The sequence below is a fragment of the Marinomonas rhizomae genome (genome assembly GCF_003315485.1).
Lineage (GTDB): Bacteria > Pseudomonadota > Gammaproteobacteria > Pseudomonadales > Marinomonadaceae > Marinomonas > Marinomonas rhizomae.
In genome coordinates this window covers 23,070-46,106 of the sequence record NZ_QNSE01000022.1, presented here as the reverse complement: position 1 = coordinate 46,106, position 23,037 = coordinate 23,070, and the positions used below count along the sequence as shown (strand labels likewise).

Here is a 23,037-nt window from a genome sequence, read left to right as displayed (position 1 = left end):
TAAACAGAAACTAAAAGGCCTGAGTCCGATTGAATATCGAAATCAGGCCTTGCTAGCTGCTTAGAAATGAGTCCAACTTTATGGGGTCACTTCATCTGCTCTGGTTTTTTTATACTGCAAACTACCGATCAACTACCTATGAGCAAACGCCGTTTTGGTACAATCCCCGTCGATCTTATGTTTCTCTTCTTCCAATATGTCATCAGTGAATTGTCCCATAAAGCAGCAGCAGACCCCCTCACCGATCATGGTCCGTGGTCCCATTGGGTGACCAATGTGTTTGTATACACCATGGCTGTGTCCATGACCATGATCGTGGGAATGTCCATGCGAATGGCTATGATCGTGAGAGTGACCATGTGAATGCTCATGATTATGGGAGTGATCATGATGCTTCAATACCAATGAATGCCCATGATCAGCATGATCTAGTGATTGAACCAAATCAGTAAAATGCTTGTTATCAAACTCTGATAAGCCTTGCGTATCGTCTTGTGGGTCTACAAATTCGGCATGATGATGGTGTACATCTACCTCCCCTGCTGCAAGACGACGCTTAAAGGAGTTCATCAAGGTTTCTTCACCAGTTTGCAGCTCGCCCTGCATGATCTCTTTAACTCGGTTTTGGAAGGCGTCGATCACACGAGGATGGTCATTCAAGTAAGGCGTTTGAATGAAGTCAATACTCGGGTTCTCTTGGGCAACTTTATCAACATAACCTTGAATACGCTTGATTAAGCGACCCGTAAACAAGAAGTATGGCGCAACAACAATACGCTTAAAACCAAGCTTCATTAGCTTTTCCAAGCCCACACCAACCGATGGATAAGTCACACCAGAATACACCGTATCCGCCCAGCCAAAGCCCATGTTTTCATTTACAATACGTGTTAACTTTGCCGCTTCTGCATTGGCAGAAGTATCGGATGTCCCACGACCAACCACCACTAACATAGTGTCATAAAGGTTTTCGGGGGGCGTTTCCGGATCAAGACCAAGGGATTCGTAAATACGCGCTTGAAACGCTTCAATCATGTCATCTTGCAGGCCCAATTCACGTCCATATGTGATCTTTAAACCTGGGTGTTTTTCTTCATACGTTGTCAGAACAGAAGGAATGTCATTTTTTGCATGGGTCGCAGCGAACAACATACCTGGCACGGCGTAAATTTCCTCTACCCCTTGGTTTACCAAGCTGTCCAAGCCCATATGAATATTTGGCGCGGAGAATTCTAGAAAGCCGTATTCCACAGGAAGATCTGGATAACGTTCCTTGAGCCCCTTCGCTACTAGGCCAAATTCGCGTTCAGCGTCTTTATCACGACTACCGTGACCACAAATCATAATGCCCTTTTTGGCTGCTTTTGTATTGCTCATCATTTCTCTCTTTTTGTCGACTCTGGCTGTGTCCGTCACTCACTAAATGATCAAAAAACTTCTGCCCAAGTTTTTTGTCTCAATCATTGATAGTAGATCACTCCCCTTGCTCTTGCTGCTGATCTAAATCAAGCAACAAGGATTGAATTTTTTCTCGGTGCACCTCTGCATTTTGCCACATACCCCGCTGAATCGCCTCTAATAGACGCTCACCCATTTCTTCTAACGCGTGAAGGTTATTATCTCGCATAAAGACTTGATTGTCTGGGTCAAGTAACAATCGATCGGTGACTTGCTCGTATTGATAATCGGCCACCAAATCCGTTGTTGCATCATAGGCAAATAAATAATCTACCGTGGCGGTCATTTCAAACGCGCCCTTGTAGCCATGTGTTTGCATGGCTTCGATCCATTTCGGGTTTAATACTCGTGAACGCACTACACGGTTAAGCTCTTCTTTTAAAGTACGAATTTTTGGCGAACTCGGGTTAGAATGGTCACCGTGATAAACGCTCGGCGCTTGCCCGCTAAACTCGGTAACGGCGTTGGTCATACCACCTTGAAACTGATAATAATCGTCCGAGTCGAGAATATCGTGCTCGCGGTTATCTTGGTTTTGCACGACCGCATCCAATTGAGACAAACGCTCAACAAAGGCGGACTTAGCCTCTACCCCGTCTTGCTTACCATTGTAATTATTACCGTCATACGCGTACCCCCCCCAGTTCACATAAGCTTCCGCCAAATCCGCTTTGGTATCCCAACAGCGCTCATCAATCAAACCTTGTAATCCTGCGCCATAAGCCCCCGGCTTGCTACCGAATACACGGTAAGTCGCTTGACGATTTGCCTCTTCTGCATTTATGCCTTGAGCAAGTAATTTGCTTTTTCGCGCTTCCACATTGGCGCGAATCACATTACCTGTTCCGGGCTCTTGATAGCCTGCAATGGCTTGTACGGCCGCATCATAAAGCCGCATAACATTAGCAAAAGCATCACGAAAAAAGCCCGAAACTCGCAAGGTAACATCGACCCTAGGACGACCTAACTGCATACAGGAAAGCACTTCAAAATCAGTCACACGATTTGAACCAGGCGCCCACACCGGACGAACGCCCATCAACGCAAAAGCTTGAGCGATATCATCACCACCGGTTCGCATAGTAGCGGTTCCCCACACAGACAACCCTAGGTCTTTCGGATAATCGCCATGTTCTTGTAAATGCCGCTGGATCAAGGCTTCAGCCGATTGCTGACCAATCGCCCATGCCGCTGGAGAAGGAATGGCGCGATTATCCACAGAGAAGAAGTTACGCCCCGTTGGCAAGGTATCCAGCCGACCGCGTGTTGGTGCTCCGCTTGGTCCGGGAGGAATAAAGCCACCAGCCAAGCCGGTGATTAATGCTTGAATTTCATCATGAGCACTTTGCAGCAAAGCAACCAACAAGCGTTTTTTACTATGAGCCAATAACGCAGCCGTTTGAGGGAGTCTTGCGGCTATCTCTTCTATTGCGCCTTCACCAATCAAATAATTCAATATCAATGATTTAGCTAATAACTCTAAGCGCTCTTTGGCGTCTGCATGTGTACGCCAAGCCACCTCACTCACATCAAGTAAATCATCTGGTTTATTGCCGAGCCAAGGCGTTCGCTCGCTTTTCATTGGATCGAAATCGTCTTGTTCCAGCGACAAATCGTTAACTAAGGCATGAAGAATGCCTTGACTGGTTATCTCGCTGCCACGTGGTAAACGCAATAACGCCACCAGCGTATCGGCCAGTTTATCGTCTTCGGGTAACTCTCCTAAACGATGCAAACCATGGCGAATTTGTGCTTCTTTTATCTCACATAAATAGGTGTCTAACCCTTCAAGTACAGATTCATCGTTGTCCACCTGCACTCCTGCCAGCTCTTCAAGCAAATGCGTGGTTTGGACTTTTTCAAGAATTTGCTCACGCAGCCAGGTTTCACGGCGCACATCCATGCCCATAGCTTGGTAATATTCATCTACTAAGTTTTCTAACTCAGCCATGTCACCATAGGTTTCGGCACGGGTCATAGGCGGCATTAGATGATCAATGATCACCGCTTGCGTGCGTCGCTTGGCTTGTGCACCCTCACCCGGATCATTAACAATAAATGGATAAAAATGCGGCATCGGACCCAAAGCGATATCAGGCCAACACTGATCTGACAAAGCCGTACCTTTGCCCGGCAACCACTCAAGGTTACCGTGCTTGCCCACATGCACAAAGGCGTCGACTTTATAGACATGGCGTAACCAAAAATAGAAGGCCAAATAGCTGTGAGGCGGGATCAAATCAGGGTCATGGTAATTTGCCGCGAGATCCAAATTAAAACCGCGAGCAGGTTGGATGCCGACAAAGGTTTCTCCTAAGCGAATACCCGCCAACATAATACGTCGCTGGCCGTTTTGCTCACGGCATTTGTGATCATCTTCCGGCGGCCCCCAGCGATCCCAAACGGCGTTTTGGCATTCCAATGGAAGCTGATAGAAATACCGTAAATAGTCTTCTAAGGCGAGGCTTTGCCAGCAACCACGTTCATGCAAAGTATTAGGATTATTGGTCACCGCGCCGAGCAATTCTTCGATCAAGGCATTACCGTGATGCGGAATATTCGCAATCGGATAGCCCGCTGTTTCTAATGCTTTTAATAGATTGATTGCCGAGGCAGGCGTATCCAAACCAACGCCATTGCCAATACGACCATCTTTGGTTGGGTAATTTGCTAATACAAAAGCGATACGCTTTTCATGGTTTGGTTTGCTGGATAAATTGGCAAAACGCTTGGTAAGTTGAGCGACAAAACGCGCACGTTCTTCATGTAATTCGTAGCGCACTAGATCCACTTGGGCAATGTCGTTGTAATGACTCAGAGCTTTAAAGCTGACAGCACGAGTAATAATGCGTCCATCCATTTCGGGCAAGACAATTTGCATAGCCACATCACGACTGCGCAAACCTTGAGTTTGGCCTTGCCAGTCTTCTTGAGTACTTCCCGAAAGGATAAGCTGCAAGACAGGAATAGGCGAAGCAAAAGCCGACTGAAAGTCTGTCGGCTCAGCGCCTAAGTCAGGGCTTCCAACACGATTCGCCGCAAAACCAGTAGTGTTTAAAATCACCTTAGCTTGTGTTCGGTCCACCAGAGATTCAATCAAACCCACCGACACATCGTCTTTTAGAGAACTCACCGCTACGGCCAAAGGCACCAAGCCTTCTTGCTCTAGCACCTCGATCAAGCCATCAAACATGGCAGTATTACCGCTTTGCAGATGAGAACGATAAAACGCCAAGATGGCAACAGGACGACCTTGTACTAGCCAATCCGCATAGTGGTTCTGCCACTGGGTAAAACCAGATGAATGGCCAACATGATAAATCAAAGCGCTAGGTAAAGGTGCTGGCTCTTGCCAAGAGAAAGGCGTTCCGAAGTAACGATCCGCGAGGAAATAAAAAAACTGCTGGGAGTTTACTTGCCCGCTTTCACGCAGATAACGCCACACACGATGGCAGTCTTCTGGTTTCGCGGTGGAGACATTCATTAGAGATGGATCTTGCGAGTCATCCCCAGGCACAACAATGAGTGTTCGACTTGCTTTCGCTTGCACCCACTCTTGCAAACGCTGGAAGCCATACTCCCAATAATGCTCACCACCAAGTAGCGACACAACAACTACCTTGGCATGATCAAGCACCTTGTGTTCGTATAAATCGTAAGCTGCTGGTTTTACCAATTGCATCCAATTGGCAAGGCGAACACTCGGTAATCTGTTGTGCTCCAATCCATCATAGGTCAGATTAAAAGAAGTAATCTGATCAAGTGCACTACCAAGCGCACCAAGCACACTATCAGCAGCGGCTAAAATAACTAACTCTGCTGGGGTTTGCCCAAGATCAACAATCCCCTCATCGTCAACAAAGCCACCCGGTTTGGCTGCTAATAAGTGCACGGTTTCTCCAGCTTATTTCTCTTACTTATCTGTCTTTGTCATTTCCACGAAGACAGCTCTCGCCCTCCTTCTTAACCCTCCCCTTAACAAAGGAAGGGCTAGGAGGGGGTTAAGCACTCAAAGCATCATGTAATATATTCTCAACCTGTTCCTTACTGATGCCTTTACCGATAAATACCAACTGAGTTTTACGCACTTCTTCAGGTAGCCATAAACGATCAAAGTAACGATCCAGACGGGTTCCTACCACCTGAAACACTTGACGCATTGGCTTGCCATGTACTGCCGCAAAACCTTTAATACGGAAGATATTATGCTCTTCAACTAGCTGAGCCAAAGTTTCTTGTAAAAGATCAGACTGAACTTCTCCCAAGGTCACCACAAAAGAATCAAAATGGTCGTGAGCATGATCATGGTGCTCACCATGAGCATGATGATGATCATGGTGGTTATGCACTTCGTCAATTCTACTTTCCGTTGCCGCATCTATGCCTAACAAGACATCCAATGCCACTTCACCATTTTCAATATAAGCTGTTTTGACAGTATTTGGCACTTCGCGAGCAATAATCGCTTGCACACGGGCGCGTTCTTCGTCATTGAGTAAGTCATTTTTACTGACTACCACTAGGTCGGCTGCACTTAGCTGATCGTCTAACAACTCTTGCAAACTAGGGTCATGATCCAGACTTTCGTCCGCTTGGCGTTGCGCTTGAACTTTATCTTCATCGTGAGCAAAACGACCTGCAGCAACGGCAGCACCATCCACTACGGTAATCACCGCATCGACGGTGCAATGTTCTTTAATTCCTGGCCAGTTGAAGGCTTGAACTAAAGGTTTTGGTAACGCCAAACCACTGGTTTCAATCAAGATATGATCAATATCACCACGGCGAGCAACCAGTTGCTGCATTACTGGCAAAAACTCTTCTTCTACTGTGCAACAAATACAACCATTCGCCAGCTCATAAAAACCATCGTCACTACGCTGGCTTCCCTCTTCCATACCTTCTGGGCAATCAAGAGGACAAGAACGCAATAAATCCGAGTCGATATCTAGCTCGCCAAACTCATTAACAATCACGGCAATTCGCTTACCTGCCGCTTGCTTTAGTACATTGGATAATAAAGTTGTTTTACCACTGCCCAAAAAGCCAGTCACAATTGTTGTTGGTATTTTATTCAATTGCATGATTCATCCTTCCTACTTTCAGGGATAGTATTTAAAATTATGATGTCTTAGTTTTGTGTATCTTACGAAAAATATGTGCTTGCCCTTTATCGTATAAATAGGAGTCTGCAAAATCTTCCGTATCCAATACCCTTCCTACCAAGATTAAACTGGTGCGAGTAAATTTTTTCTCTCTTACTTTGGCAACAATATCTGCTAAAGTTCCCACCACATAGTCCTGATCAGGCCAACTTGTACGATAACATACGGCAACAGGGCAATCTTCACCATAATGAGGCAGCAATTCTTCAACAATTTTATGAATGCGAGTTACCCCAAGGTGAATGGCTAAAGTTGCACCACTTTGCGCTAATGCAGGCAAACGCTCCCTTTCTGGAAAAGGAGTTTTACCTTCATAACGCGTCATAATAACGGTTTGTGAGACGCCAGATAAGGTCAACTCTTTGCGCAGTAAAGCGGCCGATGCCGCTACAGCGCTAACGCCTGGAATCACTTCATAACCAATACTTAAGGCTTCTAAACGACGAATTTGCTCGCCAATCGCACCATACAAAGCAGGATCTCCAGACTGCAAACGAGCAACATCTTTACCTTCTTGTGCCGCTTTCTCAATAACGGCGGTGGTTTCATCCAGATTCATTTCTGCTGTGTCGTAAATTGCTTCTGCAGTACCGCGAACACTATCGATCACCTGAGGCGGAATTAAAGAACCAGCATAAAGAATGATCGGACAGCGCTCCATTGTTTTGACCGCTTTTACTGTCATCAAATCTGGATCGCCTGGGCCTGCCCCAATAAAGTAAACTTTCATTTGTTTCCCTTATACTTTTTTGAAAGAGCTAAAACGTTGACAAAAGCGTTAAAGCTTCTTGGAATAGCCACGCGGCGTATAAATCCAATTTTTCTCACCATTGACTATGTGCTTTGTGTCGGAGTTCCCTACGCTGACCATAGTAAACATGTCCACGTCTTTTGCGTCTAATTCACCAAGCGTCGTAAAAGTAACCTCTTCTTCCGGGCGAGTTAATTGACGGCCAATCATGACAGGTGTGCTAGCGGGACGATATTGCAGCAAGACATCGCGGGCGTGATTCAATTGCCAATCACGTTTTTTCGAAACAGGATTATAAAAAGACACGACAAAGTCACCGGTACCACAGGCATGCAGGCGTTTGTCTATGGTTTCCCAAGGCGTTAATAAATCAGATAATGAGATGGTGCAAAAGTCGTGACCAAGCATGGCGCCGACTCGACTTGCACCTGCTTGCATTGCGGAAATACCGGGAATGACTTCAATATCCACATCCAGCCATTCAGGGTGATTTTCTTTGCCTTGTAATTGCATATCCAGCAATTCAAATACTAAAGTCGCCATGGCATAAATGCCAATGTCTCCGCTGGAAATCAAGGCCGTATTTTTTCCTTGCGCAGCCAAATCTAGCGCCAAACGCGCGCGACCAATTTCTTCACCCAAAGGCAAGTTATGGAAGGTTTTCCCCTTACTAAGCTCACCCAATAAATCCAAGTAATAGCCATAAGCCACCCAATCACTACAAACCGCCAATGCCTTGGTGGCATTTGGTGCTACCAAACCTAAATCGCCGGGCCCCATGCCCATTACAAATAACTTGCTCATGTACTCTCTACTGTATAATCAAGCGCCAGACAGCGCGAATCATGCCATTGTACACGGATTGCAAATATGACGGGATGAAAACACTACTATTTAAAGTGAGCAATGTTCAGGTAGCGGACTTAAGATTTTATACGGACAAGACTACAGTGAATTACTTTCATATCATTAAATTCTAATTCAGCTTCAGTATCCTGAATCCAAAAAGACAAACCTTCACCAAGATAATATGCACCGGAAGCACTTATTGCCTGAGTCAGCAAATAGGTTTTATCCTTCCAAGATAATTGGGCTTGCTCTGCGTGGAAGAATATATTTAAAGGGGTGTTCTCGCACAGATAATCAGCAGAATTGGTTTGATCTATGTCCTCTATTTCGTATGCCAGATCATCTGAGGTAAGCTCTTTATTTATAGAGCTGCAAGCTGTTAAACATAACAAAGAAGTACCAATCAAAACACTTTGTAGAAGTAACTTTTTAATGCGCACTATATGAGACTCCATTCAAAACTATAATGGTCCAATTAACCTATTCCTGACCAAAAGATCATCGCAGTAAACCTGCTGTATATTATCAGTTCATTTTATATTGAGCCAGATAATAAGCTCTACTAAGTAGTGTCATTTATTGGTTATTTTTTGTTATTTAGCCATCCCAAATAAACTCTCCAGCCAAAAATTGTCACAAAATCACCACAATTGGTGGCTACACACACTTTGACAGTAGAGGATGAAAACAAGTATATTCCACCAGTCGGATTTATTCGACTTCGTTCTCGGGGCGGGGTGAAATTCCCCACCGGCGGTAAAGACTTTACGTAAACTAAAATCTAAGCCCGCGAGCGCCTATTAAGAAACTTTTCTTTTAGGGTCAGCAGATCTGGTGTAACTCCAGAGCCGACGGTTACAGTCCGGATGATAGAGAGCGCGTCAGACAAAACCTATATTGGCACGGCACTCTTTTGCTGTGCCCGATTTAAGGTACGCTATTTTAAAATGGCGTATTTGCCTGCCCGTTCGCCCTGATTCACCTTAGATATTTAGGATTAAAAAATGAATCAGAGCTCAACGAATAACATTGATTTCACTCCAGCTACAAAACGCATTGCTATTCTTCATGCCTCTTGGCACGAAGACATTGTATTGAATTGTGTAGAAGGTTTTAAAAACGAACTCAGTTCTCGTGGTTACGACACCTCTTTGATAGACGTCATTCCTGTTCCTGGCGGCTATGAAATCCCTTTACAAGCAAAATTACTGGCTAAAAGTGGGCAATACTCTGCGATAGCAGGCACAGCCTTGGTTGTAGATGGTGGTATTTATCGTCACGATTTTGTGGCCCAAGCAATTTGTAATGCGTTAATGCAAGTTCAATTGGAAACAGAAGTGCCTGTGTTAACGGCGGTACTAACGCCTCACAATTTCCATGAGCACGACGAGCATAAAGAATACTTCAGCCGTCATTTTGTTAAGAAGGGTATTGAGCTTGCAAATGCCTGCGATCAAACCATTCGCTTGACAGAAAAAGCAAAACAAATGCTTTAAGCATTTTTTAGATAATACTAAGTTCGTAAAATACCTCATATCCCATGGGATATGAGGTATTTTTTTGCATGATCTAGCTAAAAAATCTTACTAACTAAGAAAAGGAATGAGATCGTAGCGCTTTATAAAGATCACTATTTCGATCTTTTTCAATACACAACCCCAACATGTCATCGATAAAAAAGCCTACAGCTCGTCGCTCTATCCGCTCAACCCCTTGTTGTTGCTGTGGCGATAAGTTGGCATATTTTGATGCCGCACCAAAGTCCCCAAACAAGACATGACCTTCTTCATTGATCAAAGTATTATGGGCATAAAGATCCCCATGACTTATTTTTTTCTCACAAAAGTGTGCAACTAACTGATCCACTTGCTGAATAATTCGGGCAATTTTATCAATTGAAAACTGCTGACTCATCAAGAAGGTATCTCGTGTACAAGACACAAGGCTAGGCGGCTGCCCTAAATTTGTATAGTGCACAGGAATCAGCTCCATGACGAGTGCCGAGCAATCATCCTCTGCCACCTTGGCAAGCGGTTGGACCAAATTATTGTGGCTGCCAACCGAAAGACATGCATCCAGCTCATCCTCGGGGTAACCATCACTGGTCACCTCACCTTTAAAAATTTTTATCGCTACCGAGTCGGAAAAGTGAAAGGTATTTTTTCGCCATGTAGCGAGAGAAATAACGCCAGATGCGCCCTGCCCCAATACTTGATGGCACTCTAAATCGCAAAATTGCACCCTTTTAAAATCATGGTGAGAGTCTCGTTCAGCACAAAATGGGTTACCAGAGAAGGCCAACCATGCCAGACGTGGCAAGTCTAACAATACATCAGGAAAGGCCACCAGCTGGTTAGCCGATAATCGAACCAGCTCTAGCTTACGACAATGAATGATGGATTCAGGAAGGCTCGTTAACCGATTTCCAGCCAAAGCCAGCTTTTGTAGACGAACTAGCCTCCCAAAATCCTCCGGAAGAGACTCTATTTGGTTATCAGTAAGTATTAGCCAACGAGTCAATGCTGGCAACGAATCCGAAGGCACAATAGAGATTTGATTACTTTTAAAACCAATCATCTCCAACTTTTCGCATTGCCCTAGCACCGTTGGCAATTGAGTGAAGCGATTATTCGAGCAAAATATTATGCGTAGTTTTTTCAGCCGCGATAAATCCGCTGGCAGTTCACGCAAATTATTATTAGATAAATCTAAAATTTCTAGGCTGTCGGCAAGATCAAAAATAGCCTCTGGAAACGTGCTTAAATTTTCGGATAACTGTAAGCGAACAACGCCTTTCAACTCTCCACGGTTAAGTTGGTCAAGTGTATGCAAAATAGTGCTCTTTCTTAATGAGGTTTATGCGTATCATAACAGTTACATAGGAGGAATGGTGGTTATCAAATCTGTCACACCGACATCGGCCCCCATTTGGGAAAGTAAGGTGGTTATCTGACCTCGATGATGAGTCTGATGGTTGAAAAAATGCTGCAAAGTGAAGCCAAACCTTTGAGAATGTTCGATTCCCTTCATATTTTTATACACGAGCGCTGAGGCCAACATTTCATCTGTTACCTCTTTCATCATAGTAATAATCAGCAAATCTAATTCAAAACGTTGGCGTTGTAATAAGAGTAAATCATCAAACAATTGAATATTAAGCGCCGCAGGACGCGCTATTGTACGAACCAGGTCTAGACTGGAAAGCTCAGTAAAATGGTCGGCAAAGCGCTTCAGCCAAATAATATCAGCAGCAATATTATGATTAAGCGTACCGAGCACTGAGCCAAAAAATGCGCCTTTATCTTCAACCAGTTCTGCATAGCTCAACTCTCCAACAGCCTTGTAAATCGCCTGATTCATCCATTGATTATACGACGACATTAGCTGCATATTTTCTTTTACCGACATATATTTTTCCCTCTTGAAGCATTTATTAAGCAGCTAATAAAACGGCAATTAAAGCAATCAGACCAGGCAACCCCTGTACCAACAAGATTTTCTTACTGGAAGTAATCGCGCCATAAACACCAGCAATAACAACACAAAGCAAAAAGAAAACCGTCACCCCCAAACCAGCCGTACCAAGCCACATCCCCCACAGCAAGCCTACTGCTAAAAAGCCATTATAAAGCCCTTGGTTTGCGGCCATCACCCTACTCGCTTTAGCGAAGTCTGGTTGCAATCCAAATATTTTCATGCCCTTAGGTTTGTCCCATAAGAACATCTCAATATACATAATATACAGATGCAAAAGGGCTACAAATCCGGTGGTGATCATCGCCATTAGTTCCATAGATATAACCTCTTATTTTTATTTCGTCTATCCAAAATTTTTTGTCTAACTAGGAAGAAAGCCAATGTACCCAGAAACTATTTCGGTTTTTCTGAGTCTAGCTTATGACGCACATTTTAGTTTTGATCTATTTTTTCAAGCTTTTCTTGAAAGTCTTTCAAAACAATAGCCAGCGCATCGACCGCAACGCTTGGCTCAATATCATGACTCTCAAGTAACTCAATGAGATCAACAGCCAGTTTGATGTGATCTGGCGCGTGTTCTAAAGACATAAAAACCCCTTAACAGAAGACTGCAACAATTTATGTGTAAAATCCGAAAATAGACAATTAAAAACTTTTTTTGCCGTCTATAATGACTTTTTTGCATTACGAATTGTTCGACGTAAAATAAGACAAATACAATACACATTGAACATAAACAAGCCTAATTTAACGAGGTTATCGTGATTACAAATGAATTTTGGTTGGATCGATGGAAAACAGGGCGCATTGGCTTTCATCAAGAAGGCGTCAATCCGAAACTAATAGAGTTCTGGCCTGACCTACCAAAAGGCAGCCGAGTTCTTGTGCCTTTGTGCGGCAAATCTAATGACATGATTTGGTTAGCCGAACAAGGCTATGACGTTACGGGTGTTGAATTGTCCTCTCTAGCAGTGATTCAATTTTTAGGCGATAATGATATAAGCTATAATACCCACCTAGAAGGCACCTTAAAAGTTCATACCGTTGACGGATTGTCGTTACGCATCGTCGAGGGTGACTACTTCCAATTCACCGAAACCGAATTTGATGCCTGCTATGATCGCGCTGCTATGGTCGCTATGCCAAATTCAAAACGTACTGAGTATGTCACTCATACCCTTGCGCGGTTATCCTCATCAGCTTGCGGATTACTGATTTCATTACAATATGATGGCGATCAGCAAGGGCCTCCATTTTCCGTTGCTGAAAACAGCGTAATATCACTCTGGGGAAGCAGAGTTCAAAAAATCACCGCTGAAAACCTAGCTCTGACGAACCCTCAGTACAAAGAACAAGGGCACAATACTTTTGAGGAAAGTGTATGGCGTATTCAGCCTTAAATAATATAAGGCTGAATTGACCTAGATTAGGCTGTCTACCCTAGGGGTTTTCTGGGATAATGCGGCACATTTTTTCCACCGATAATCCATGTATCCTCGTAATGACAAAAAAATACCACTGTCCATTACATGCCCAATACCAAGAGTAAACAATGATCAAACGACATAAAACCGCCAAAGAACTCTTTTCTTACCCATTATATTGGGCTGAGTGCTATGGTATTTCGCCCTTCTTACCAACCACCAGAGAAGAAATGGACGCTCTTGGCTGGGATAGCTGTGATGTGATCATAGTGTCAGGTGATGCTTATGTGGATCATCCTAGTTTTGGTATGGCGGTTTTAGGCCGCTTATTGGAAGCAAAAGGGTATCGTGTTGGAATCATTGATCAGCCCAACTGGCGTAATACGGAAGATTTCATGCGCCTTGGTCGCCCTAACCTGTATTTTGGCGTGACCGCTGGCAACATGGACTCCTTGATCAACCGTTACACCGCTGATTTAAAAGTGCGTAATGACGATGCTTACACGCCTTACGGTGTTGGTGGAAAACGTCCTGATCGCGCTGTAATTGTTTATTCTCAGCGCTGTAAAGAAGCCTTCCATGATGTTCCTGTGATGATTGGCGGCATTGAAGCAAGCCTTCGCCGTATTGCCCAATACGATTACTGGAGCGATGAAGTACGCCGTTCGGTGTTAATCGACTCAACCGCTGACATCTTACTTTACGGCAATGCTGAACGCGCCATGATTGAAGTAACTCACCAAATGGCGATGGGTAAAACCCTTGACGAACTGACCGATATTCGCGGTACGACTATTGTTCGAAATACCCCACCTGGCGGTTATACAGAAATTGATTCAACCCGTGTAGATTGGCCTGGTAAAGTAGATCAGATTTATAGCCCTTACGAATACATTCCTGAAGGAAAATGCCAGACCAAGGATGAAGAAGAGCCTGACGTCATGCCTATTCGCGTGATCCCAGCGCCACTTCGTCGTGGTGAAAAGCTTGATCCAGAAAAAACCTACATTCGCCTACCATCATTTGAGAAAGTGTCCAAGGATCCTGTTTTATACGCACACACTTCTCGTATTTTGCATCTTGAATCAAACCCTCATAACGCACGTGCTTTAATTCAAAAACATGGTAAAAAAGAAATCTGGGTAAACCCACCACCTATTCCACTAGAAACACCAGAAATGGATGGCGTGTTTGATTTACCTTATGCCCGTGTACCGCACCCAAAATACAAAAAAGCGCGCATTCCAGCTTATGACATGATCAAGACATCCATTAACATCATGCGAGGCTGTTTTGGTGGTTGTACTTTTTGCTCAATAACCGAACACGAAGGGCGAGTAATCCAATCTCGCTCTCATGAATCTATTCTGAATGAAATAGAAGACATCAAGGCAAAAGTACCAGGCTTCACAGGTCATATTTCTGACCTTGGCGGACCGACGTCTAACATGTATACACTAAACTGTAACGACGATGAAGTTCAGGCATCATGCCGTAAATTATCATGTGTCTACCCAACGATATGCTCCAACTTGAATACCGATCATAGCCCAACAACACAGCTATATCGTAAGACTCGTGCAGTCGAAGGAATTCATACGGTGTCCATCGCCTCAGGTTTACGCTATGACCTTGCAGTAGAAGACCCTGAATATGTGCGTGAGCTTGTTACCCATCACGTTGGAGGCTTGCTAAAGATAGCCCCCGAACACTCTGAAAAAGACACTTTATCAAAGATGATGAAGCCTGGTATGGGAACTTATGATCGCTTCAAACGCATGTTTGATAAGTACTCAAAAGAAGCTGGCAAGAAGCAGCATTTGATTCCTTATTTTATTGCCGCACACCCAGGCAGCTCAGACGAAGATATGCTTAACCTTGCTGTATGGCTGAAAACCAACAGCTTTAAACCAGACCAAGTCCAAACCTTTTACCCTTCACCAATGTCTTTAGCGACAGCCATGTATCACTCAGGAAAAAATCCTTTAAAACCGGTTACCTATAAGAGTGAAGACGTTTATACCCCTAAAGATGCTAAGCAACGAACCGTACAAAAAGGTTTCTTGCGTTATCACGACCCAAGCAACTGGCAAGATCTACGTAACACCTTGATAAAAATGGGTCGCCCTGAACTTATTGGCCATGGCGATAACAAATTAGTGCCAGCGGAAGAAAAAGATAAGCAAATACGTCGTCGCCCGCAAAAAGCCAAACCAGGCCAATCAACAGGCGCTTCCCATACATCAAACAGACCGACTATAGAAAAAAATATCGCGGCGGAGAAAGCTCGTCGAAAAAATAACAACGGCAGCGTGGCAGCCACTCCAACAAAGCGCCGCAAGACGAAAATAAAATCTCGTCAACAGTGAGCCTATCCCAGAATTAGGTTCACAGAAAGACAGCCAATAAAAACGCGTCATGCTTATTCAACATGACGCGTTTTTTATTGCGCTCGAAACTAGCCCTAGCCACTCAGCTTCTTACTTCGCTTACGACAAGCAATCACCAACTCGATCGCAGAAATCAAAATTAAGGTATAGCCTAATGTCTCGATCCCTTCTTCCACAACATTTTTAACAAGACGCATATAGGAGTCGCCCATTACCGCTTGCCAGAAAGAGCCACGCCCCATTAGTCTAGAAAATGCCAATATGGTGACAAATCCCGCTAGAAAAGTACCAAAGCTAGATTGCAAAGAATACTCTTTTAAAGAGGCGTAAATAGAAGAGAATCGCCCCCACAAAAAAATCAGCACACAGACAAAGATAAGACTTACAATAGTTTGCCATGCCCCATCAAACACATACTGATCCAATACAGCATCAGATTCGCGCACAAACATCATAGCCAACAAAGCCCCCAACAAGGTGGCAGCTATGTGTAACTTTTTATCAATACGCGCAGCATAAAGAAACATCATACAGCTAGAAAAAGACATAAAGTCTTGCAGGTGCTCAGTAAGACTTTGCTCATTGTATGAGGCACCAGAAAGTAGTTGATATCCTTCCAACGAAATAAGCTGCGCAACACCTGCAACAGCAAAAAGATAAATTAAACTACGAAGAATAAACATGAAAAGACCTCAGCTTGTAATACTGAGATCTTAATGAAAAAAAGGTAAAAAAACGATGTGTGACAAGAAGATGACACTATCATTTCTTAATTAAGGGTTAAAACATGTCAGTTATAATGAAATGGCAATTAATGAATAAATTAAGACTATTTATAGTCAATTAAGTTTAAAGATGCATCGCTATCCATCAATTCATCCTGCATACTTTCCACATGTCCTGCCACTTCGTCTGGGGATGTGAAATGAGCTATATGATACATAGCATCACCTTCTTGAACTAAAGGAATATTCTGCTTACCGATAATAATACCGCCTTTCTTACACAGAACTTTATCTAAAATATCCCCATAAGGATCTTTGATTTCAGCCAGTACATCGCCAGCCTCAACCAGATCTCCCAATTTTTTGATATGCGTTGTAAAACCGCTATCAGTCGCTCTTATCCAGCTACTACTACGGGCAATCCTTGGTTCAGACAATGACTTTTTGCTACGCGACTTAGCCAGCATTCCCAGGTGCCTCATCACACCAACAATACCTTTCACACCAGCTCGTATAGAAAGCTCATCAAAACGCAATGCTTCTCCAGCTTCATACAGTATTACCTTGGTAGCAACATCATTGGCACACTCGCGTAATGAACCGTCACGAAGATTAGAATTCATCAAAACTGGCACACCAAAGGCCTTGGCAATAGCCAGTGTCTCAGGATCATCAAGGTTCGCTCGGACTTGTGGTAAATTGGTACGATGCAAACTCCCAGTATGGAGATCAATACCATAATCAGCTTTAGAAACTATCTCACTCAAAAAACGGTCTGCTACACGCCCAGCTAACGAGCCACGTTGTGAGCCAGGAAAAGAACGATTTAAGTCTCGTCTATCAGGTAAATAACGGCTTTGACTCAACACACCATAAGCATTAACAATTGGCACTGCGATTAAAGTACCTTTTAAGCTATCAAGATATTTGCTTTGAATAATTCGACTAATAATCTCAATACCATTTAGTTCATCACCATGAATCGCTGCACTAATAAACAAAGTAGGACCAGCACGCTTGCCGCGCTTTACAAACACCGGCATGGACATATTTGTATCAGTGTACAACTTTACCATTGGCAGCTTTATGCGAGCAGTACCACCTAACGGAATATCTACACCACCAATTGTTAAAGCTGTTTTGCTCATTAACCTTTTCCTTTTGTTTTTGTACTACTTAATAAGGCTGTTTTTTCAATGTGCTTAATGATCATAGAAGCAACGTCTTTACCCGTTGCCGATTCGATACCTTCCAATCCTGGAGAAGAGTTTACCTCCATAATAAGAGGGCCATTATTGGATCTGAGAATATCCACGCCACACATATTCAAGCCCATTACTTTTGCGGCTTCTACCGCAGTTCGCCTTTCTTCTGGCGACAGCTTCACTAAAGAGGCGGTTCCGCCACGGTGTAGATTTGAACGAAACTCACCTTCAGCACCTTGCCTTTTCATTGCAGCAATAACTTTATCACCTACAACCAAACAACGAATATCAGCTCCGCCTGCTTCTTTGATATATTCTTGCACTAAGATATTAGCTTTTAATCCCATAAAGGCTTCGATAATGGACTCTGCTGTCTTGTTGGATTCGGCTAAAACAACACCAATACCTTGCGTACCTTCCAGAAGCTTAATTACTACCGGCGCACCACCAACGTTTTTCAGCAAATCGCCTATCTTATCGGGATGATGTGCAAAACCAGTTTTGGGCAACCCCAATCCCTTACGAGACATGAGCTGCAACGATCTTAACTTATCGCGTGAACGACTGATCGCCACCGATTCGTTAATGCTGTAAGTACCCATCATTTCAAACTGTCGGACCACAGCAGTACCATAAAAAGTAACCGATGCCCCAATTCTTGGAATAACCGCATCGTATTTAGGTAGAGGTTTACCGTCGTAACGAACAGAAGGATTGCTACTTGTAATGTCCATATAACAATGCATCGTATCAATTACATCTACTTCATGCCCAAGCAGTTCACCAGCTTCAACCAATCGACGAGTAGAATAAAGTCGTGGATTACGAGAAAGAATTGCGATTTTCATAGATGTCCTTTGAACAAAAAAAGAAAGCGAACGTACAAACGATGCTTATAAAAAATTAAGACCATTGGCGCGAGAATAGTGAATAACCTTAAATTTAGGAAGAGATTTCATGCATTTTGCATAAAAAAATCTCCAAGCCCCCTTATCTAACAAGGGTGCTCAGAGATTCTTAAGTTACCTTACAGAAATAACGATTATTTCTTCGGAGCAAAGGGGTTTTCGGAGGATTTAAATTCAAAAATAATCGGGGTTCCGGTTATATTCAACACCGTTCTAAATTTATTTTCCAAATAGCGCTTGTAACTGCCAGGTAAAGCACTCGTTTGATTTCCATGCACAACAATACGCGGAGGATTAGATCCACCTTGGTGAGCATATCGAAGTTTTATTCGACGACTATTCACCATTGGAGGCTGATGCTCCGCAACAGAATCTTCAAGAATTCTTGTCAAACGGTTTGTTGACCATTTTGCATAACAAGACTCGTAAGTACTTTCAATAGTATCGTACAAATCACCGACGCCTGTACCGTGCAGAGCTGAAATATAATGAACCTTCGCATAGGGAACAAATCCCAAGCGTCGCTCAACTTCACTCTTGATATGTTCACGATCGTCTTTTTTAAGGCCATCCCATTTATTAATGGCAAGAACCACACCACGACCAGCATCTAACACATAACCAATCATATGAAGATCTTGTTCTACCAAGTCTTCATGTGAGTCAATGACAACAATAACCACGTTAGCGTCTTGGATAGCCTGCAATGTCTTAACAATAGAAAATTTCTCTACCGCTTCCTTTACATGTTTTCGACGACGAACCCCAGCAGTATCAATAAGCGTATATTCTTTATCATGGCGTACATAAGGAATATAAACACTGTCACGCGTAGTACCAGGCATGTCATACACAACAACACGATCTTCACCTAACATACGGTTTACCAATGTAGATTTACCTACGTTTGGTCGGCCTACTACACCAATGCGAATACCACGTGACTCCAAGCTAATTTGATTCTTAGCCTCCTCAACACGTTCTGCATAAGGCAGCATCACCTTATCAATCAGGATATGCACGCCTTTACCGTGAGAAGCGGCGATAGGATGTAGCTCACCCATACCTAAAGAATAAAAATCCGCCAACGCGATATCTTCATTGATACCATCGGTCTTATTCACCACAAGAGAAACTGGCTTATTGGAACGACGTAAATGATTAGCAATCATCTCGTCCGCTGGATTCAAACCATGGCGCCCATCAACAAGAAACAAAACAGCGTCTGCCTCTTCTATCGCCAACAAAGACTGGCGCGCCATTCTTTCATCAATACCTTGCTCATCACCACTGATACCACCAGTATCAATAACGATAAATTCATGCTCACCAAGCTTACCGTCACCGTATTTACGGTCACGAGTTAGCCCTGGGTAATCGGCAACTAAAGCATCACGGGATCTCGTCAATTGATTGAAGAGAGTTGATTTGCCAACATTGGGTCTACCTACCAATGCAATAACTGGAATCATTTTTTTACCTATAAAAATACAAAGTGGCCACCATCCCCATTAAAAGGATGGCAGCCTCTTTAAAAATCGCTAAAAAGAAATCGATCTCAATAGCTCAATGCCGTCACGTTAGAGTCCGGCGTAAGAATAAACAATTGTTTATCATTTGCTACCATACGACTGCCAGGAGCAAGGCTATTATCAGCTACCTTATGGGCGGCAACTTCGCCCGTTGTTAGATCAAGCAAATGCACGTAACCACCACGATCCATCACAGCGACATAATCACGGAAAAATTCTGGCGTAATCAAATCTCGGTCTATAAGTTCTTTATTTTCCCAAATTTCAGTGCCATTTTTAGCATTCAGTGCAATGACCTTACTGGTCATGTCGACAGCAACAAGAAGCTCTCCTCTTACCGCAACACCCACAGAACTTGGAATGCTACGCTGCCACAGAGGTCGACCATTTTCAATTGAAAGTGCGGCAAGCGTACCATTGTAAGCAACAGAATAAACCACACCATCTTTCACCACTAAACGGCCATCTATATCGCTTAAGCGTTCAATTTCATAGCGCCCCTCTGGCTTACCTACATCATAGGACCAAAGTAAATCACCACCCTGCAACGAATAAGCTTTCAATTTTCCACTAGCAAAACCTGCAATAACTTTACCGTCTGCAATCATGGGTGCGCTTGTACCACGTACCGTTAGAGATGGCAAATCTTCTTTTGCACGCCATAGCATATCTCCCGTTTCAGCATCAACAACACTCAACCAACCATCCGCCGTTTGAATGGCTAATTTGCCTGCGGCATAAGACGCTTCCGACAATACTTCTGAGCTTAGTGATTTCTCCCACAAGATAGATTTACTGGCTAAAGAAACAGCAACCAGCTGCGCGTTGTATGTCCCAAAATACAAAACATCGCCATGTCGCATCACGCCAGAGCTTGGCTTGTATTTAGTAGAGAAAGAATCTTTCTTGTCACCATTATTTTGTGCAAGCTCGTAAACCGTTCCCTCATCTGTCACAAAGAACAAGGAACCATTTTCTGCAACAAGATTAAAACGTTCACTAGATTCACCAAAATTACCATCAACCCCGGTTCGCCATGATGTTTTTATATCAACCTTACCTTCTATAGAAGGAAGGTCTGGTAAAGCAGGGCGAGAATTAGAGCACCCTTGGACAATCAAAGCCGCAAATACAACAACGAAAAAAAGAGACTTGCTCATAATTAGCCTTTTACCAAATCTTTAAGCTTTATATCAAGCAATGGGTGATTTACCCCCACGCCCAATGACTCATTCGCCTTTTGATAAGCGATACGCGCATCATCACGCTTGCCTTGAGCAATTAAAATATCACCCATTAGCTCTTGCTTCTGAGCTGTAAACTCTTCTTCCGATACTTTTTCAGCTCGTGCCATGGCACCAGTATAATCTTTCTTCTGAAGCATTAGCCGTGCTGCACGTAAATCAGCAACAGCGATAAAAGACACATCCTGTGTTTTAGTAATAGCATCGTCTAGTGCTTTAATAGCCTCATCGTATTTACCATTTTCAGCGTCCACTCGAGCTAAAAACAGCTGACCAAACATGGCATAACCCGTATCACCATAATCATCCGCAAGTTGCTTAGCGATAAAAGTCACCGTTTTTTGATTATTCTCATCACTCAAATCAGCAGAGGCTTGAACCAAATTTTGATATAATGCAGAAGCTTCACTAGTGTAATTGGCTTGATTTGTTTTCCATGCCTGCCAGCCGAAATAACCACCAACAGCAACAGCAATGGCAATAACCAACATCATGCCGTTCTTTTTCCACCAAGATTTAAACGCTTCGATTTGTTCTTCTTCAGTCTTCAATTCAGACACTTTTTCTTCCTCATGCAAGGCGCTGCCAAAAAAACATTAACATGACAGCACTCCATTAAATCAAATTACAACTTAGTATTAATGTAGGCAGCAACATCATCAATTGGGCGAGTCTCTTGCTCACCTGTTGACATGTCTTTTATCTGACAAACGCCTTGATCAACCTCATCTTGTCCTAAAATAATCGTAAAACGAGCCTCTGAACGATCGGCTTTTTTCATTTGATTTTTAAAGTTACCACCGCCACAGTGACGCAACACAACAAGATGAGCATTTTCTTCACGCAATCGCTCAGCTAAAACAAAAGAAGCAAGCCCAGCATCATCCCCCATGCTGATAACAAACACATCCGTTGAAAATTTTGCTTCAACCGGAATCAAACTTAATGTTTCAAGCAACAACACTAAACGCTCGATCCCCATAGCAAAGCCTACAGCAGGAGTAGACTTTCCACCCAACTGCTCAACCAAACCATCATAACGACCGCCAGCACAGACCGTAGCCTGAGAGCCTAAATGCGTTGTCACCCATTCAAACACTGTCTTACCGTAATAATCTAAACCTCGTACTAAACGACGATTAATAACAAACGGAATACCATTCGCTTTTAAAATAGCCTGTAAAAAATCAAAATCTGCTTGAGATTCTTCACCAATAAAGTCTTCTAGGTTGGGAGCATCTTTCAGTACCGCTTGAGTCGATTCATCTTTAGAATCCAAAATCCTTAGAGGGTTTGTCCCTAATCGACGCTGACTATCTTCATCCAATTGATCTTTAAATTGGGTCAAATAATCGACTAAAGCGGCTTTATAGGTTTCTCGCTCTGAAGCAAGACCAATAGTATTTAGCTGCAACTCAACATGTTCTAATAATCCCAGTTTTTGCCATAAGCGAGCAGATAGAATAATCAGCTCAGCATCAATATCGGCAGAACTCATACCAAAGGATTCAACACCGATTTGATGGAATTGGCGATAACGGCCTTTTTGAGGACGCTCATAACGGAACATTGGACCGGTGTACCATAAACGTTGAGTTTGATTAAATAACAATCCAGCCTGATCCGCAGCACGAACACAACTTGCTGTACCTTCAGGACGTAAAGTCAAAGACTCACCGTTACGATCATTAAAGGTATACATTTCTTTTTCTACAATATCTGTTGTCTCACCAACACCGCGTTTAAACAAATCCGTATTTTCTACAATTGGAAAACGAATTTGCTGATACCCATAAGACTTAACAACATCGGCCACTGTTTTTTCTAGATATAACCAAACAGAGGATTGATCAGGCAGAATGTCATTCATTCCCCTAATCGCTTGAATTTTACGAGCCACAATGGATCC

Annotated in this window: 20 protein-coding genes and 1 riboswitch; of the genes, 3 read left to right on the top strand and 17 right to left on the bottom strand. The window is 43.3% G+C overall.

Translation table 11 applies throughout. The features are described from left to right. Window positions 1–132 precede the first annotated feature (132 nt). From DFP80_RS19985 to DFP80_RS19960, 6 genes are all read right to left on the bottom strand, one after another. Window positions 133–1,377: a sirohydrochlorin chelatase gene (locus tag DFP80_RS19985; RefSeq protein ID WP_113918552.1), complete on the bottom strand. Its 1,245-nt coding sequence runs from the start codon at window positions 1,375–1,377 to the stop codon at window positions 133–135. A gap of 97 nt (window positions 1,378–1,474) precedes the next feature. Continuing rightward, on the bottom strand, window positions 1,475–5,350 hold the full coding sequence (gene cobN, locus DFP80_RS19980) for a cobaltochelatase subunit CobN (RefSeq protein ID WP_113918551.1): 3,876 nt from the start codon (window positions 5,348–5,350) through the stop codon (window positions 1,475–1,477). A gap of 109 nt (window positions 5,351–5,459) precedes the next feature. After that, window positions 5,460–6,542: a cobalamin biosynthesis protein CobW gene (cobW, locus tag DFP80_RS19975; RefSeq protein WP_113918550.1), complete on the bottom strand. Its 1,083-nt coding sequence runs from the start codon at window positions 6,540–6,542 to the stop codon at window positions 5,460–5,462. 37 nt (window positions 6,543–6,579) lie between these two features. Continuing rightward, window positions 6,580–7,353 carry a precorrin-4 C(11)-methyltransferase gene (gene cobM, locus DFP80_RS19970; protein ID WP_113918549.1) on the bottom strand — a complete coding sequence of 258 codons (774 nt, stop codon included), beginning with the start codon at window positions 7,351–7,353 and terminating at the stop codon, window positions 6,580–6,582. 48 nt (window positions 7,354–7,401) lie between these two features. Next, the gene (cobJ, locus tag DFP80_RS19965) at window positions 7,402–8,178 is read right to left on the bottom strand and encodes a precorrin-3B C(17)-methyltransferase (protein ID WP_113918548.1); all 777 of its coding nucleotides are present in this window, start codon (window positions 8,176–8,178) and stop codon (window positions 7,402–7,404) included. 119 nt (window positions 8,179–8,297) lie between these two features. Then, window positions 8,298–8,663, bottom strand: a complete 366-nt coding sequence (locus tag DFP80_RS19960; protein WP_158601389.1) for an MliC family protein — start codon at window positions 8,661–8,663, stop codon at window positions 8,298–8,300. Between the two features lie 279 nt (window positions 8,664–8,942). Continuing rightward, window positions 8,943–9,105: riboswitch (FMN riboswitch) on the top strand. Between the two features lie 122 nt (window positions 9,106–9,227). On the opposite strand from DFP80_RS19960, the gene DFP80_RS19955 reads away from it, so the two are divergent. Beyond that, entirely contained in the window at window positions 9,228–9,719 is a 492-nt protein-coding gene (locus tag DFP80_RS19955; protein ID WP_113918546.1) for a 6,7-dimethyl-8-ribityllumazine synthase, read from the top strand. A gap of 94 nt (window positions 9,720–9,813) precedes the next feature. On the opposite strand, the gene DFP80_RS19950 is transcribed toward DFP80_RS19955, so the two are convergent. The 4 genes from DFP80_RS19950 to rsmS form a co-directional block, all read right to left on the bottom strand. Beyond that, entirely contained in the window at window positions 9,814–11,055 is a 1,242-nt protein-coding gene (locus tag DFP80_RS19950) for a leucine-rich repeat-containing protein kinase family protein (RefSeq protein ID WP_113918545.1), read from the bottom strand. 42 nt (window positions 11,056–11,097) lie between these two features. After that, on the bottom strand, window positions 11,098–11,631 hold the full coding sequence (locus tag DFP80_RS19945) for a DinB family protein (protein ID WP_113918544.1): 534 nt from the start codon (window positions 11,629–11,631) through the stop codon (window positions 11,098–11,100). 25 nt (window positions 11,632–11,656) lie between these two features. Next, window positions 11,657–12,016 carry a DUF1304 domain-containing protein gene (locus DFP80_RS19940; RefSeq protein ID WP_113918543.1) on the bottom strand — a complete coding sequence of 120 codons (360 nt, stop codon included), beginning with the start codon at window positions 12,014–12,016 and terminating at the stop codon, window positions 11,657–11,659. 116 nt (window positions 12,017–12,132) lie between these two features. After that, complete coding sequence (rsmS, locus tag DFP80_RS19935; protein ID WP_113918542.1) at window positions 12,133–12,288, bottom strand: pleiotropic regulatory protein RsmS; 156 nt, start codon at window positions 12,286–12,288, stop codon at window positions 12,133–12,135. Window positions 12,289–12,461: 173 nt separating this feature from the next. Between rsmS and DFP80_RS19930 the strand changes: the two genes are divergently transcribed. Both DFP80_RS19930 and DFP80_RS19925 read left to right on the top strand, forming a co-directional pair. Continuing rightward, window positions 12,462–13,100 carry a class I SAM-dependent methyltransferase gene (locus tag DFP80_RS19930; protein WP_113918541.1) on the top strand — a complete coding sequence of 213 codons (639 nt, stop codon included), beginning with the start codon at window positions 12,462–12,464 and terminating at the stop codon, window positions 13,098–13,100. 152 nt (window positions 13,101–13,252) lie between these two features. Further along, complete coding sequence (locus DFP80_RS19925) at window positions 13,253–15,493, top strand: YgiQ family radical SAM protein (RefSeq protein ID WP_113918540.1); 2,241 nt, start codon at window positions 13,253–13,255, stop codon at window positions 15,491–15,493. Window positions 15,494–15,588: 95 nt separating this feature from the next. On the opposite strand, the gene DFP80_RS19920 is transcribed toward DFP80_RS19925, so the two are convergent. From DFP80_RS19920 to hisS, 7 genes are all read right to left on the bottom strand, one after another. Continuing rightward, window positions 15,589–16,197, bottom strand: coding sequence for a hypothetical protein (locus DFP80_RS19920; protein ID WP_113918539.1), 609 nt, complete (start codon window positions 16,195–16,197; stop codon window positions 15,589–15,591). Window positions 16,198–16,343: 146 nt separating this feature from the next. Next, a complete protein-coding gene (locus DFP80_RS19915) occupies window positions 16,344–17,387 on the bottom strand; it encodes a succinylglutamate desuccinylase/aspartoacylase family protein (RefSeq protein ID WP_113918538.1) in 1,044 nt (347 codons plus the stop codon). Beyond that, window positions 17,387–18,292 carry a 30S ribosomal protein S6--L-glutamate ligase gene (gene rimK / locus DFP80_RS19910; RefSeq protein ID WP_113918537.1) on the bottom strand — a complete coding sequence of 302 codons (906 nt, stop codon included), beginning with the start codon at window positions 18,290–18,292 and terminating at the stop codon, window positions 17,387–17,389. The genes DFP80_RS19915 and rimK overlap by 1 nt, the downstream gene beginning before the upstream one ends. Window positions 18,293–18,486: 194 nt before the next feature. After that, on the bottom strand, window positions 18,487–19,824 hold the full coding sequence (gene der / locus DFP80_RS19905) for a ribosome biogenesis GTPase Der (RefSeq protein WP_113918536.1): 1,338 nt from the start codon (window positions 19,822–19,824) through the stop codon (window positions 18,487–18,489). An 86-nt stretch (window positions 19,825–19,910) separates the two neighbouring features. Then, the gene (gene bamB, locus DFP80_RS19900) at window positions 19,911–21,044 is read right to left on the bottom strand and encodes an outer membrane protein assembly factor BamB (protein ID WP_113918535.1); all 1,134 of its coding nucleotides are present in this window, start codon (window positions 21,042–21,044) and stop codon (window positions 19,911–19,913) included. Window positions 21,045–21,046: 2 nt separating this feature from the next. Next, window positions 21,047–21,688 carry a YfgM family protein gene (locus DFP80_RS19895; protein WP_113918554.1) on the bottom strand — a complete coding sequence of 214 codons (642 nt, stop codon included), beginning with the start codon at window positions 21,686–21,688 and terminating at the stop codon, window positions 21,047–21,049. A gap of 65 nt (window positions 21,689–21,753) precedes the next feature. Beyond that, entirely contained in the window at window positions 21,754–23,028 is a 1,275-nt protein-coding gene (gene hisS / locus DFP80_RS19890) for a histidine--tRNA ligase (protein WP_113918534.1), read from the bottom strand. Window positions 23,029–23,037: the final 9 nt, after the last annotated feature.